The sequence below is a fragment of the Gilliamella sp. B14448G11 genome (genome assembly GCF_016101765.1).
Taxonomy (GTDB): Bacteria; Pseudomonadota; Gammaproteobacteria; order Enterobacterales; family Orbaceae; genus Gilliamella; species Gilliamella apicola_N.
Genome location: NZ_JACFPX010000003.1, coordinates 246,780 through 261,439, shown reverse-complemented (window position 1 = coordinate 261,439; position 14,660 = coordinate 246,780). Strand labels below are relative to the sequence as shown.

At 32.8% G+C, this 14,660-nt stretch carries 13 protein-coding genes; 5 read left to right on the top strand and 8 right to left on the bottom strand.

Features of this window, described 5'->3' with window-relative positions; all coding sequences use genetic code 11:
* Positions 1-156 precede the first annotated feature (156 nt).
* Positions 157-483, bottom strand: a complete 327-nt coding sequence (gene trxA, locus H3S88_RS03805; protein WP_198227500.1) for a thioredoxin TrxA — start codon at positions 481-483, stop codon at positions 157-159.
* Between the two features lie 154 nt (positions 484-637).
* On the opposite strand from trxA, the gene rhlB reads away from it, so the two are divergent.
* Entirely contained in the window at positions 638-1,867 is a 1,230-nt protein-coding gene (gene rhlB, locus H3S88_RS03800; protein ID WP_198227502.1) for an ATP-dependent RNA helicase RhlB, read from the top strand.
* Positions 1,868-1,974: 107 nt separating this feature from the next.
* Here rhlB and H3S88_RS03795 read toward each other — a convergent pair whose 3' ends face one another.
* Entirely contained in the window at positions 1,975-2,589 is a 615-nt protein-coding gene (locus H3S88_RS03795; RefSeq protein ID WP_198227504.1) for a TfoX/Sxy family protein, read from the bottom strand.
* A gap of 320 nt (positions 2,590-2,909) precedes the next feature.
* On the opposite strand from H3S88_RS03795, the gene H3S88_RS03790 reads away from it, so the two are divergent.
* The gene (locus H3S88_RS03790; RefSeq protein WP_198227506.1) at positions 2,910-3,551 is read left to right on the top strand and encodes a hypothetical protein; all 642 of its coding nucleotides are present in this window, start codon (positions 2,910-2,912) and stop codon (positions 3,549-3,551) included.
* Positions 3,552-3,557: 6 nt separating this feature from the next.
* Here the strand turns inward: H3S88_RS03790 and glnB are convergent, their stop codons facing one another.
* Both glnB and H3S88_RS03780 read right to left on the bottom strand, forming a co-directional pair.
* The gene (gene glnB / locus H3S88_RS03785; RefSeq protein ID WP_039126013.1) at positions 3,558-3,896 is read right to left on the bottom strand and encodes a nitrogen regulatory protein P-II; all 339 of its coding nucleotides are present in this window, start codon (positions 3,894-3,896) and stop codon (positions 3,558-3,560) included.
* Between the two features lie 24 nt (positions 3,897-3,920).
* Positions 3,921-5,525, bottom strand: a complete 1,605-nt coding sequence (locus H3S88_RS03780) for an NAD+ synthase (RefSeq protein ID WP_198227508.1) — start codon at positions 5,523-5,525, stop codon at positions 3,921-3,923.
* Between the two features lie 120 nt (positions 5,526-5,645).
* On the opposite strand from H3S88_RS03780, the gene aroB reads away from it, so the two are divergent.
* Positions 5,646-6,725 carry a 3-dehydroquinate synthase gene (aroB, locus tag H3S88_RS03775; protein WP_198227510.1) on the top strand — a complete coding sequence of 360 codons (1,080 nt, stop codon included), beginning with the start codon at positions 5,646-5,648 and terminating at the stop codon, positions 6,723-6,725.
* A gap of 94 nt (positions 6,726-6,819) precedes the next feature.
* On the opposite strand, the gene H3S88_RS03770 is transcribed toward aroB, so the two are convergent.
* The 3 genes from H3S88_RS03770 to H3S88_RS03760 are packed head-to-tail and all read right to left on the bottom strand — an operon-like array spanning position 6,820 to position 11,103.
* On the bottom strand, positions 6,820-8,040 hold the full coding sequence (locus H3S88_RS03770; protein WP_198227512.1) for an OFA family MFS transporter: 1,221 nt from the start codon (positions 8,038-8,040) through the stop codon (positions 6,820-6,822).
* On the bottom strand, positions 8,015-10,480 hold the full coding sequence (locus H3S88_RS03765; RefSeq protein ID WP_198227515.1) for a flavocytochrome c: 2,466 nt from the start codon (positions 10,478-10,480) through the stop codon (positions 8,015-8,017). Before H3S88_RS03765 ends, H3S88_RS03770 begins: the two co-directional genes overlap by 26 nt.
* Positions 10,480-11,103: an NADPH-dependent FMN reductase gene (locus tag H3S88_RS03760; protein WP_198227517.1), complete on the bottom strand. Its 624-nt coding sequence runs from the start codon at positions 11,101-11,103 to the stop codon at positions 10,480-10,482. Before H3S88_RS03760 ends, H3S88_RS03765 begins: the two co-directional genes overlap by 1 nt.
* 245 nt (positions 11,104-11,348) lie before the next feature.
* Between H3S88_RS03760 and H3S88_RS03755 the strand changes: the two genes are divergently transcribed.
* On the top strand, positions 11,349-12,293 hold the full coding sequence (locus H3S88_RS03755) for a LysR family transcriptional regulator (RefSeq protein WP_198227519.1): 945 nt from the start codon (positions 11,349-11,351) through the stop codon (positions 12,291-12,293).
* Positions 12,294-12,317: 24 nt separating this feature from the next.
* Here H3S88_RS03755 and H3S88_RS03750 read toward each other — a convergent pair whose 3' ends face one another.
* Positions 12,318-13,241 carry an FAD:protein FMN transferase gene (locus H3S88_RS03750; protein WP_198227521.1) on the bottom strand — a complete coding sequence of 308 codons (924 nt, stop codon included), beginning with the start codon at positions 13,239-13,241 and terminating at the stop codon, positions 12,318-12,320.
* Positions 13,242-13,556: 315 nt separating this feature from the next.
* Between H3S88_RS03750 and H3S88_RS03745 the strand changes: the two genes are divergently transcribed.
* The gene (locus tag H3S88_RS03745) at positions 13,557-14,642 is read left to right on the top strand and encodes a 3-deoxy-7-phosphoheptulonate synthase (RefSeq protein WP_198227523.1); all 1,086 of its coding nucleotides are present in this window, start codon (positions 13,557-13,559) and stop codon (positions 14,640-14,642) included.
* The last annotated feature ends 18 nt before the right edge of the window (positions 14,643-14,660 follow it).

Genomic DNA, 14,660 nt, shown 5'->3' with positions numbered 1-14,660 from the left:
CAGAAAGGAGTTCTTGTAAGAGGTTAGCAATGTACACTAAAAAAGGTACTATGTCTATACTTAATTATACTTTATGTACAGAGATGTATTTATTTAAAATAAAAAATAAGAGTAATTTTCATTACTCTTATTATTTGTAATAACTATTTAACACAATTAAAGTTGCTCATCAATAAAGCTTTTAAGCTGTGCTTTAGATAAGGCTCCAACTTGTGTTGCAACAACTTTACCATGTTTGAAAATCAATAATGTAGGGATTCCACGTATATTAAATTTAGGGGCTATTTTAGGATTTTCCTCAATATTTACTTTAGCAAAGATCACTTTATTACCATATTCTTGTGCAACCTCTTCTAAAATTGGTGCTATCATTTTACAAGGTCCACACCATTCGGCCCAGAAATCAACCAATACTGGTTTTTCAGCATCATTGATTTGTTTGTCAAATGTCGCTTCAGAAAGTGAAACAATATTATTACTCATTTGTTTATCCCCCAATAAATATTTATATTTATAATATTAATAAATTTTCTGTTTTTCCACTAGTAATTAGTATAATAGGACATAATTATTAGTGATGTCTGTATGACTAATATGCTATAATTCTTAAACTTTGATAATTACATTTGAAACCACAATGATTCCATCTTATCTTACCAAAACAACTTTTAGTCAATTTCCATTGCATCCTCTAGTGATAAAAGCACTTGATAAGAAAGGCTTTACTTATTGTACGCCAATTCAAGAACAAACATTACCGTTAACAACAAATGGAGTTGATATAGCTGGGCAAGGACAGACAGGAACAGGTAAAACCATTGCTTTTTTGGCCTCAACGTTTAATCATTTATTAAATCATGAACCGTTACCGGATCATAAAGCAAACCAACCTAGAGCAATCATTATAGCCCCAACTCGAGAGCTTGTGGTACAAATTTATCACGATGCAGAAGTATTATCTGAAGAAACAGGTCTTAAATTAGGATTAGCTTTTGGCGGTGATGGCTATGATAAACAATTAAAAATGTTATCAGCTGGCGTAGATATTTTAATTGCTACCACAGGGCGATTAATCGACTATGCCAAACAAAATTATATAAATTTAGAAGCAATTCAGGTTGCCGTTTTGGATGAAGCCGATCGTATGTTTGACTTAGGTTTTATACGCGATGTTCGCTGGATTTTTAAACACATGTCTCCCCCTTCAAAACGATTGACCATGTTATTTTCAGCAACATTAACACATAATGTACGTGAATTAGCTTTTGAGCATATGAATAATCCACAATATGTTGAGGTTGAGCCTGAGCAAAAAATTGGTCACCGTATCAAAGAAGAGCTATTTTTTCCATCCAATGAAGATAAACTTGCCCTACTACAAACACTTATTGAAGAAGAATGGCCCGATCGCTGCATCGTATTTGCTAACACTAAAGTGGCCTGTGAAAAAATATGGCGACATTTAATTGCAGATGGTCATCGTGTAGGGCTATTAACCGGCGATATTGCTCAGAAAAAACGTTTGTCAATTTTAGAACAGTTTACTCGTGGCGATCTAGATATTTTAGTCGCAACGGATGTTGCCGCACGTGGTTTACATATTCCTGATGTTACCCATGTTTTTAATTATGATCTGCCGGATGATTGTGATGACTATCGTCATAGAATTGGAAGAACTGGACGTGCAGGGGCTGAAGGTTACTCAATTTCACTTGCTTGTGAACGTTATTCTCAAAATTTACCGGCAATTGAAAAAGCAATTAATCATACCATTCCCGTTAGTCAATATGATCCATCTGCATTATTAGTTGATTTACCCTCACCAAAAACTTTTAAACGCGCACCTCGTAGAAGGTCATCTACATAACACAATAATATATAATTTACATATATTAATATAATCAAATACAGTTATCTTAAAATATTAACCATAATTAAGATAACTGTTAACAAAATTAATTAACAATTAAATCATTAATTTTCTTCTTTGTCTTTTAAAAAATCTTCATATGCTAATTCAATCTGTTTTTTAGTTGCATTAGATAATGATGCAACATGACGATGATTCAATGAGCCATATAAAATAAATAAAACATTATTTGAAATACGAGAATTTTTATTTTTCATCCTGTGATATGCTTCTAAATATCCTACTTTATAAAATATTTCTATATTGGTAATACCAACACTAAATAGTAATTTTTCTAATGATAGTGTTATATTAGGGAGTGTTTTAATTCGCTGCTTTTTTAACTTGAGTTTCTCATCTTGTTCTAACTGAGCATATTTAATAACCATTTTAACCATGGAATGAAATGTTTGTGAATCCTCAAATAATTCATCACTTACCTTGTAATAATCTAACGATTTTGTCGAAATACCTGAAGGTAGGGTTAAAGTTGTCATACCTAACTCGATAAAAACAGATCGATAATGAGAATGACCTCTTAAATAAAACTCCTGTTCGCCAATCCAACCGAACATTACTCCTTTGCTATTAATACTAAATCCCCCAAAAAAAGTTTTGATTGAAATATCATCAAAGGAAGATAAATCCTTAAGGATTTTATTTGTAAATGTTGAACTCATAATTTATCTCTACTTAACTTAATTAATTGAATAACATAATTAACTTACTACTTAAATTAAGTTATAGTAAATAATTTAATAATTAAACTATTTTTTTTAATAAATTCATATTTTTGAGATCTATCTTCCATAAATAGACATAAATGAGATTAATACTTGATAAAATATATTTTTATATTTCTAATATTCGTTTCTAAAATAAAACTAATTATAAATAAACAAATCTTAATAATTCTTTAAAAAGAAAAGATGCTTTAACATTGTTATTATGTTGTAAAAATTATACAATCAACGTACTAAGAATTATATGGTTTCAATCATTGTCAATTCACATTAACATGGTCAAAATTGCTGTTATTTTGTTTTTTTTGTTGTGTTCATCTGCTGCAACTGCAGATAAACTTGCATTAATACAATCATTGACTCTTTGTAATCCTAATTTTTTCAAAGAAGTTTATGCTAACAAAAGTGAATTGCAAAAATATACAAATATCCAAACCTTTGATAAGAATAAAGCTTATATTTCTGTCGAAAATCGTACAGATACCAATAAAAACTATACTTATTTCAAAATTCCTATGACTTATAAAAATTTAATAATTAAAGGTTATTACGATAGTGCCATGGATCTAGGAAAAATGGGGAAATATTATTTTTGGGGATTTATTATTGACAATGATATAAACGAAATTAAAGATACGTTGGATTTCATTGATTGGAAAAATATGGAAGACAATTTGCTTTATATTGCTAATCCAATGATTCGTAATATTAATGATGAAATACATGTATGGAATGAAAATACCGGTACAGTAGTTGGTGTAAAAACCATTCCTGCCCCGGATACAACTGAAAAGCTATTATTACTTGAAAAAGGAGCAAATATGAATCTGCTAATTTGTTCAATTCAAGGTATTGTCACAGTAGAATTACTTAAACAAGAACGCCCTGATATCAAATAAATTTAACTAAATTGCCGAGTCATCCATTTCTCCAGTACGAATACGAATAACTTGCTCGACATTATAAACAAAAATCTTCCCATCACCGATTTTGCCAGTTTGAGCAGTTTTCATAATGGTTTCGATACACGTTTCTAAAATATCGTCAGAAACTACAAGCTCAATTTTTACTTTTGGTAAAAAATCTACCATATATTCAGCACCGCGATAAAGTTCTGTATGCCCTTTTTGACGACCAAAACCTTTAACTTCAGTAACGGTCATACCCGTTATACCTTGATCGGCTAACGCTTCTCGAATATCATCTAATTTGAATGGTTTGATAATAGCTTCAATTTTTTTCATACTTATTTTTTCCTCAATTCGAGATCACCAATTTTTAAATCCAAATGCAGATGTTATTGGATAACGTCTACCTTTTCCAAAATTGCGTATTGTGATTTTTGGACCAACTGCTGATTGACGTCGTTTATACTCATTAATGTCAACCAATTTAATAACACGTCTAACTGTAATATCATCATAACCTTGCTCAATGAGTTGTTCAACAGAAAGATCTTGTTCAACATAACCACGCAAAATTCCATCTAAAATATCATATGGCGGTAAACTATCTTCGTCTTTCTGATCTGGAGCCAATTCAGCTGAAGGAGGACGGGTAATTACCCTTTCAGGAATAACATATGAACGGGTATTTCGATATTTTGATAATGCAAACACCATAGTTTTAGGTACATCTTTGAGCACATCAAAGCCCCCAGCCATATCTCCATAAAGCGTAGCATAACCTACTGACATCTCACTTTTATTACCAGTTGTTAATACCAGACGTCGCCTTTTATTAGATAAAGCCATTAAAATAACGCCACGACAACGTGCTTGTAAATTTTCTTCTGTAGTATCTTTTTGTGTCCCTGCGAACATAGGTTTTAAAGATGACATAAACGCATCAAACATTGGTTCAACCGAAATAATATCAAATTCCACGCCTAATATTTCAGCTTCTTCTTTGGCATCAGCAATACTAATGTCAGCCGTATAACGAAATGGCATCATAACAGCCTGCACCTTATCTTTGCCTAGTGCATCAACCGCAATAGCTAATGTTAACGCTGAATCAATGCCACCAGAAAGACCCAATACTGCGCCTTGAAAACCATTTTTGGTAATATAATCACGTGTTGCAAGTACCAATGCATCATATATAGACGCTAAAGGATGATTTTCATCTTCAGCAAGGGTAGTTTGGTTAGGTACACCTAATTCAAAACAAGTGACTTGTTCTACAAAAGATTTTAGTTGGCAAACAATATCACCATATTCATTGCAAACAAAAGACCCACCATCAAAAACAAGTTCATCTTGACCACCAACTTGATTAACATAAATAATAGGTAATCGGGTTCGAATGGCATGGGCTTTGATTAAATCGTGTCGACGCTGCTGCTTTTCATAGTCATAAGGAGAAGCGTTAATAGTTATTACTAAATCTGCATTCTGGGCACTAATTTGATCGATAGGCTGATTTTGCCAAAGATCTTCACAGATTAATAATCCAATTCTTTTACCTTTAAAATCGACAATACAACTCTGATTATCTGCGGTAAAATAACGTTTCTCATCAAAAACATCATAATTAGGTAGCTGTTGTTTGTGATATCGCGTTAATAACTTTCCTGCATAAAAAAAGGATAATGCATTATAGATATGTCCATCTTGCCAATGCGGATGACCGATAATTACAGCACAATCAGTGCTAGCCTGTTGAACTAAAGATAGCGCTTTTTCACACCGATCTTTAAAATCAGCACGATAAATTAAATCTTCTGGCGGATAACCGCAGATAGCAAGTTCCGAAAAAATAATAAGGTCATTAGATGAATGGCAATGTATTAACTCAACAATTTGTTCAGTATTACCCTCTATATCGCCAACTCGCCAATTCTTTTGTGCTAAAACAGTAGATAAAGACATATAAAATTCAAAATCACAAATAAAAATTGGCGTTAAGTTTAAATGATTCTAAGTTGCGCTGCCACTTTTTTATCGTTAACATGAAGTAATAAATTAGCTTTGACTGGATTGGAAATTATTATGCAAAAGATTTTAAATGTAGCACTAGCCAAACGTAGTTATCCTATAATTATTGGTGAAAATTTACTAAATGAATTCCACCATTTTAAACTTCAGGCAGGTCAGCGCGTGTTAATCGCTACCAATGAAACTATTGCTCCACTTTATTTACAACCATTAATTGATATGCTAGAAAAGAATGGTGTGAAAACCGATTCCATTATTGTTCCAGATGGAGAAAAATATAAAACTATGGAAACATGGAATACTATTTTAACTGCTTTGCTTGCTAATAATCATACACGTAACAGCATAATTATTGCTTTAGGTGGTGGCGTAATAGGTGATGTTGCAGGTTTTGCGGCATCGGCATACCAACGAGGAATTAAGTTTATTCAAGTGCCTACCACACTATTATCACAAGTTGATTCTTCAGTCGGTGGTAAAACAGCTATTAACCATCCATTAGGCAAAAATATGATTGGAGCCTTTTATCAACCTCAATCAGTTGTTATTGATTTAAATTGCTTAAAAACTCTACCTCAACGTGAATTTTCCGCAGGTCTGGCCGAGGTCATAAAATATGGGATTATTTTAGATGAAGATTTCTTTAATTGGTTAGAAATACATATTGAAGAGTTACTCAATCTAGATGTCAAAGCACTCAGTTACTGTATTTATCGCTGTTGCCAACTTAAAGCCCAAATAGTTGCAGCAGATGAAACTGAACAAGATATGCGCGCTATATTAAATCTAGGCCATACTTATGGGCATGCAATTGAGGCTGAACTTGGATATGGCAATTGGTTACATGGTGAAGCTATCAGTGTTGGTATACTCATGGCAGCTCAAACCGCTAAATTATTAAATAAATTAACAGATAATGATATTGATCGTATAAAAAACTTATTAATTAAAGCTAAACTTCCTGTAATAAAACCTAAACAAATGTCCATAGAGTCTTACCTTCCACATATGATGCGCGATAAAAAAGTCCTATCAGGACAATTACGCTTGGTAATACCAACTAAAATTGGACATGCTGAAATTATTGATGGAATTAAAAAAGAGATAGTATTTGAATCTATACAACAAGTTTAAATCTCTATTTTTAATAATATTAAATATTTCTGTTATAAAATAAAAGGCGTGATACATTACGCCTTTCATTTTTTATAATAAAAATAACTTAATTTTACATTTTTGTTTTTTTAATCTGTTTATAAATAAGATTTAATATTAGCCCCAAGAACGCCACCGCAATTGCAATATAAAATGCTTTAGTATAATCACCATCATTATTGACTAGAATATCAGCAGTTAGTTTTGGCGCAAAAAATGCAGCTGAAGAGTAACCAACAAAGATGATGCCATAGTTTACACCTTGGTTGGCAGGACCATAATTTTCCATCACCATTGGTGGGAAAACACCCATTACGCCCCCAAAACATAAGCCAAGTGCGATTATCCCAATGGCAAATCCTGCTTGTGATGGAATAAATAAAAAAGAAATAAAAGCAAATATAATTACCGAAAAGATAATATCTAATGTTTTATTTCTTCCTAATTTATCTGATACAGTGCCCCATACTACTCGCCCAGCACAATTACTTAGTGAATATAAACTGACATAAAAAGCAGCAAGGGCAGATGTTAATCCAAACATATTTTGCCCAATACCAGAAGCATTTGAAGCAATCATCAATCCGGAAAAAGCGCCAGTACCTAACATAAAGAAAATTAGATAAAAATATGGCGTTTTTAACATCTCTTGCCAGTTTTTATTAATGATAGGTTTACTTTGTTGACTGTTTGCTTGAACCCAACCTTCAGATTGATAATTAGCTGGTGCTACTTTGATAAAAAAACTAGCAACCATAACAACCACGATATAGGTACAACCTAAAATTTTAAATGCATACAGCACATCAAAACTTTCAATCAAATAGTTACCGATTGGTGCAGCAATAATTGCTGCACCTCCCATACCGGCAGTAATAATGCCTGACGCAAGTCCACGTTTATCTGGAAAGAATTTAATTGTATTACTTAAGCAACCTGAATAAGCTAATCCTTGTCCAAAACCACTTAATAAACCATAAGTAATATAAAGCATCAAAGGACTGGTCACATAACCACTCAAATAAAACCCAAGCCCAAACAACAAACCACCAATAACACTAGACCATTTAGCTAAACCTTTATCCGTTAAAAAACCACCTAATATCATAGGAATTGGCCCAACGGCGGAATTTATGCCAAATGCAATCATAACATCTGACATACTCCAATTTTTTGCAGTACTCAACGGTCCTGCAAAAACACTAAAGGCATAAATAGCACCAGTACAAAGTAATATTGATGTTGATGCAACTAGAATAATCCATCTGTTAACATAATTTTTCGCTTTTACCATTATTAGACTCCATTCTTAGATTTATATCCTTTAATGCAGTCTTGCCAGCAATTCGCCCGAAAGTAAAAATATCGGTTAATGAATTACCACCAAGCCTATTACCTGCATGAATACCGCCAGCGACCTCACCTGCGGCATATAAGCCTTTAATTTTTTGTCCTGATTTATCTAACACATGGGTTTGTGTATCAATCCTTAGTCCACCCATAGTATGATGAACAGCTGGTTTTCTTGGTGTAGCATAAAATGGAGGAATTTGGACTTTTAAATCAAAAACATCTTTTCCAAATTCAGGATCGTTTCCAGCATCAACATAACTATTATAATTAGTTATAGTTTGTTTGAAGACGTTTGCATCCATACCCAGTTTTTGTGCTAACTCTTCTAAAGTATTAGCACAAAATAATGTGCCAGCCGCAATTTGTTTATCAATTTTTTCTTGAGAAGTGTTATAAGCAGTTTTCTTGATTGCTTCATCAGCAATTAAATAAAATAACCCACCATTATCAATTGCAGCTTGGGTAAGTTTGTCTCGACTACCATACTCATTAACAAAACGCCTACCTTGCTTATTAACCATAATGAAGTTTTGAGGAGGAACTTGTAATCCACTAAACAACGCACCTGTTTCAGGATCTGAAACAGGCATCATTTGTGAAAAGCCCATACCAACAAGATCAGCTCCAACACTTTGACCTAAAACAATACCGTCACCAGTAATAGCAGGCGAATTAGATGTTTTAATATCATCGTCAATTTCTGTCCAATAGGTATTATATTCTTTTAACATTTTGGTATTAGCACCAAAACCACCAGAAGCTAAAATAACTGCATCAGCATTCACAGTAACTTTTTTACCATTTAAACCACTGCCAATCACTCCTGCAACTTGTCCATTTTCAACAAATAGCTCTTTTACTGCTGTATCAGTAATGATTATACCACCATGCTCTTCAACATATTTTTGTAATGCTGAAACATAAGCATAACCTTCACTTTTTAGTGGTTTATGACCTCTACGCCATAATGCCCCAACAGGCATTGTCACATCATGTTTATCAAATTCAACACCAATATCTTCCAACCAGTTAACGGAATCTAATGCTTCATCAGTTAAAATTTTAACTAAATCATATTGGCCATAAATTACATTGCCTAACTGGTCAGTTCTTTTACCGCCAAGATAGGTTTGGATACGATGCAACAACGCAGAATCAAATAAATAACCAGTCTTATCTTTATTTTCAGCCAGATAATCATTAATTTGCTGTCTTAATATTTTAAAATCATCAAGATATTCAGAATCAATAGTCGACTCATCCATTGTGGCAATTTCTTGTAAAGTATGACTCTCACCAGCAATAGCAGCAAACGTATTTTGCCACTTTGGATTAGCCGCATTCATTGGTCCTCCCGTACGGACAGTATTACCACCGACAGCAGGAAACTTTTCAACAACTATAACTTTTTTACCTTCTTGTAAAACACTTGCTGCAGCGGATAAACCAGCACCACCAGCACCCACGACAACCACATCAGTTTCATATTGCACATCGCTATTATCAATCGCACTTGGAGCTTTTGGTCGTTTACGTAAAACATCAGGATTAGCACCAGCCATCTTAATTGCTTTAGCCACACCATCAATCACACCATTACTGGTGACAGAGGCACCTGATAAAATATCCACATTAAGAGTTTGTCCTTCAAGGATTTGTGATGGAATACGTTTAAATACCACATCAGCAATGCCTTCTGATTCACCTTCAGTATCAATATCAATTGACTCAATACGATCATTCGACAGTACAACCACCATTGGTAAATCACCGTTATGACCTGGTGCTGTAACACAATATCTTCCCGGTTCAAAAGAGATTTCCTCTGGAACATTAAGTAAGCTAACAACTTGGGTAAAGCGAATAAAACGGAAAAAACAACTATCTAAAAAATCAATAGTACGTTCCGATTTGAGATCACCTTTTTCATCAAATGCTTCATGTGCTCGTCCAAGCAAGAATTCATAGCCTGGCATAACAGTGGCATTTACACCTGGCGCATCAAGTATTTGTCTTAGATGTAATTGTGCTCTTGATGAACCTTGTACATCATAAGAAGCACCTACAATCATCACTGGTTTGCCATCAAATGGATGTAAATTAAATGATAGCCATTCAATAATGCTTTTTAGTGCTGATGGAATAGAATGATTATGTTCTGGAGTAGCAATAATTACACCATCTGCTTGTATAATTTTTTTATTAAAATTCTGAATAACCGGATTATTAGATTGATCATCTGTTTCATTAAACATTGGCACATCAATCAATTCTAATATTTCAATTTCAGCTTTATTAGCAAAATGTTTTTGCATAAATTGTAATAAGATACGGTTATAAGATTCCTGAGCATTTGTTCCAACAATTCCAATTAATTTCATTATAGTGCTCCTTCTTCAGCTGCTTGTTTCCAACTAAATTTCTTATTTTGTTCCGTATTAAATTTTGCTTTCTTGAGTAATTCATTAGTAAGAGTAACAAACAAAATGAACTCATCGAAACATTCATCTAATTCTTTAACTTTATCGTGGTAGATAAGATCACCATTTTCATCAAAAGCTTGGAGAGAATGCCCTAAAAGAAATTCTGAACTTGGCATAATTCGTGCTTTTAACTCTGGTGCATCTAAAATTTGCCGTAAATGTGCCTGTGCTCTTGAAGAACCTAACGAGCCATGAGAAGCCCCCACAATCATCACACATTTATTAATTAGTGGACGAGTTGTGTAAGACAACCACTCAATAGCACTTTTTAAAGCAGCAGTAATTGAATGATCATATTCTGGTGTGGCTATAATTACCCCATCAGCATCTTCAATTTTATCTGATAACTCTTTTACTGTTGAAGGTGGCGTTTTATCTTTAGGTTCATTAAATGCGGGCAACGACTTAATTTCACAGACTTCAATTTCTACTTTGTCTGCAAAATGCGCTTTCATAAAATGGAGTAATTTTCTATTAGTTGAACGATCCGAATTTGTGCCAACTATGCCAATAAATTTCACTTTAAAACCTCACTTAGTACCTTTCAGTACAAATTTTATTAATATCTAACTTTTTCAAAATAAATTCTTTAGAAATCCCGCAAAACAGTTGTATATTTAATTATTAGATTTAGTATGTTTATATTTGGGTAATTTGCTTATAAAAATTAGTTTAGAACAGAAAAACCCATTTGTGAAATAGCTGATTAATTATAGGGTTATAAGCAATTTGTTATAACAAAGTAAAACAGGAAATGAGATATAAAATGACTAAAATAAATTCATTAAATATGCTGCAATACATTGATGTTTTACTTAAACATGGTAATTACACCAAAGCTGCAAAAAATCTTTATATTTCTCAATCATATTTAACGCAAACAATAAAAAAAGTAGAAAACCAAATTGGTATTGAAATCATTAATCGTCAAACGATTCCTTTACAATTAACAGAAGCAGGTAAAATTTATCATCAATATCTAGTTTCACTGGTGGACAAACAAGAACAATTTAAACGAAAAATCAAAAAGTACACGGATACAAATTACACAGTAATTCAAATAGGTGTATTACCTAGTTTAGGTACATATTTACTGCCACTATTTTTGCCTGCATTTATGCAAAAATATCCAAATGTAAAAATTGAATTACATGAATATACGCCAACAAGTCTTGAAGAAAAAACAGAAAATAATATGTTGGATTTTTTTATTGGACAAAACCCCGAAACAATATCACAAAACTTAATTAGCCATGCTTGTGGCAAACATTGCTATTATGCGCTAATCCCGCAAAGCTCAAAACTTTATCAAGAAAATCCTAAAATACTTGAATGTAATGATGATTTTATAAAAAAGTTACTACAAGAAAAACTTATTTTAACAGCGCATGGCTCAGCGATTCGTCATCAGATTGAATATCTAATTCAAAAATATAAAATCGACCCCCAAATAATTCTTGAAAGTAGTAATATTTTTACACTTGTTGAGTTAGCCAAAAAAGGGATTGGCATCACTTTTATTCCAGAAAGTGTCAATATTTGTAGTAAAAAAAATGATCAAGCTTATAATTTATTACCATTGCCATTAGAACTGATTTCGCTTAATTATTTTATTGCATACTCTGCAAATAAAACTTTAAATTCAGCGGAAAAGGGACTTGTTGATATTTTTATATCATCCCTTAATCGTGAAGCGATGTCATTTAACTAATACCAATTTAATTTGTAAAATACTTTATTGAGTAAGCAAACCATCTGAGCAAGCAAACTTATGATTAACTGTAACAATCATTCCTTCAATGTTAGGTATTTTATTTATAGCTGATATAACATACTGAGCACTTGCACCATAAAGCTGAGTAGTCAAAATTTCACCGTCTAGCGATTTTTTTGACACAATACTGATACTGGCTAGATCTGTTTCTACGGGGTACCCGGTTTGGCTATTAAAAATATGATGATAGGTTTTGCCATTATAATTAAATGTTCGTTCATAGATACCTGATGTTACCACTGACTGATTTTTAATTTTTAGCGCAGTGATAACATTTCCTCTCGGTTGAAAAGGATTCTGAATACCAACTCGCCAGTATCCATCATCATGAAAAGGACAATCACCAAAAGTTAGAACATTTCCGCCTAAATTAATAAATGCTGCTTTGGCATTTTGTTGTTTAAAAAACTCAATGATTTTATCAGCAAAAAAACCTTTAGCTAATGCACCTAAATCAATAGCCATTCCCGGTTGAGCAAGAAAGACTGAATTATTAGATTCATCTAAAACAATGTTATTAGGATTAATAAGCTTTAATTTTTGTTGTATTTCTATATCAGAAGGATATCTAGCATCATAAAAACCAACTCGCCAAGTTTGAATTAAAGGCCCTATTGCAATATTTAAAAAACTATTATCAATAGTACTTTGGATTTTACCAATCCTAATTAATGCAAAAAGGTCTGCTGACACTGACACAAATTTAACACCAGCATTATGATTTATCTTCATTAATTCTGATTTAGGATTGTTGGCACTAAAACGGCGCTCATAATCCATCAATCGGTTTTCAGCTTCATTTAATAACACTTCTGCATTATCGTCCAACAACCATATTTCAATTATAGTTCCCATTATATGAATATATCGTCTTTGTTGATGCATTGCTTATTGTTCCTAAATTAACAATTTTACACATTACAACTATTTGTTAACAAAAACCAGTCGCTACTAATGTCTAGTATCCATGATAAATTAAGAAGCAGATCATTTGTAAACTTTTTATTACATCACTAACGGATAACTTATAAATTTACTAATTTATAAAAAACGCCATTATATAGCGTATAAAACATTATAATGATATAAAAATTAAAAATTCTATTTACTATTATGTAATTCTGTGTTTACATAGTGGGCGTTTATGTAATTAATATTTTACATATAAAATGTTTAAAAGATTTTCATAAGGAAAGCAAAATGTTAAAAGATACTTTGAATAATGTTCGAATTAGAGATGAGCATATGTTAATCACCCCTGATGAAATAAAACAACTTTATCCACTTTCTACAGAATTAGAAAACCAAATTGCCTTATCACGCAAAACTGTAGTTGATATTCTAGAAAGAAAAGATCCGCGATTACTTATTGTCTGTGGCCCATGTTCTATCCATGATCCTCAAGCAGCCATTGAATATGCACATAAATTAAAAAAATTATCTGACGAAGTCAGTAATGATTTATTTATTGTTATGCGTGTTTACTTTGAAAAACCTAGAACAACTGTTGGTTGGAAAGGTATGATAAACGATCCACATATGGATAGTTCATTTGATATTGAGCATGGACTGAAAAAAGCCCGTAAATTATTACTTGATATCACTAAAATTGGTTTACCTATCGCTACCGAAGCATTGGATCCAAACACACCACAATACATTGCCGATTTAATTAGCTGGTCTGCCATAGGTGCAAGAACCACAGAATCACAAACCCATCGTGAAATGGCATCAGGTTTATCCATGCCAGTCGGTTTTAAAAATGGTACAGATGGTAATTTAGATGTCGCAATTAATGCCATGAAGTCAGCTTCTATGCCTCACCGCTTTGTAGGTATCAACCAGCAAGGTCAAGTGACGGTTTTACAAACTGTCGGTAATTCGCATGGACATGTGATCTTACGTGGGGGTAAAGCTCCAAATTATGATGCTGAAAATGTCGCACTATGTGAAATACAGATGAAAAAAGCAGGGTTGTTACCAAATTTAATGATCGACTGTAGTCATGCCAATTCTAATAAGGATTACCGTAATCAACCAATTGTTGCCGATTCAATTATTGAGCAAATCAAACATGGCAATAACTCAATTATTGGAGTGATGATTGAAAGTAATTTGGTTGAAGGTAATCAATCTTCTGAGCAACCAAAAGAAAACTTTAAATATGGAGTATCCGTGACCGATGCTTGTATCAACTGGAATGAAACAGAAACATTACTTCGAAAAATGGCAAGTACGTTATCACAACCACTTGTAGCAAGACAAACACAAGATGCTAGCGTTTAATGTAACCATTTTCACTTA

Bases quoted from the DNA above. Each gene is read 5' to 3' on its own strand.
- trxA (WP_198227500.1), bottom strand. From the start codon at position 483: ATGAGTAATAATATTGTTTCACTTTCTGAAGCGACATTTGACAAACAA.
- rhlB (WP_198227502.1), top strand. From the start codon at position 638: ATGATTCCATCTTATCTTACCAAAACAACTTTTAGTCAATTTCCATTG.
- H3S88_RS03795 (WP_198227504.1), bottom strand. From the start codon at position 2,589: ATGAGTTCAACATTTACAAATAAAATCCTTAAGGATTTATCTTCCTTT.
- glnB (WP_039126013.1), bottom strand. From the start codon at position 3,896: ATGAAAAAAATTGAAGCTATTATCAAACCATTCAAATTAGATGATATT.
- H3S88_RS03780 (WP_198227508.1), bottom strand. From the start codon at position 5,525: ATGTCTTTATCTACTGTTTTAGCACAAAAGAATTGGCGAGTTGGCGAT.
- aroB (WP_198227510.1), top strand. From the start codon at position 5,646: ATGCAAAAGATTTTAAATGTAGCACTAGCCAAACGTAGTTATCCTATA.
- H3S88_RS03770 (WP_198227512.1), bottom strand. From the start codon at position 8,040: ATGGTAAAAGCGAAAAATTATGTTAACAGATGGATTATTCTAGTTGCA.
- H3S88_RS03765 (WP_198227515.1), bottom strand. From the start codon at position 10,480: ATGAAATTAATTGGAATTGTTGGAACAAATGCTCAGGAATCTTATAAC.
- H3S88_RS03755 (WP_198227519.1), top strand. From the start codon at position 11,349: ATGACTAAAATAAATTCATTAAATATGCTGCAATACATTGATGTTTTA.
- H3S88_RS03750 (WP_198227521.1), bottom strand. From the start codon at position 13,241: ATGCATCAACAAAGACGATATATTCATATAATGGGAACTATAATTGAA.
- H3S88_RS03745 (WP_198227523.1), top strand. From the start codon at position 13,557: ATGTTAAAAGATACTTTGAATAATGTTCGAATTAGAGATGAGCATATG.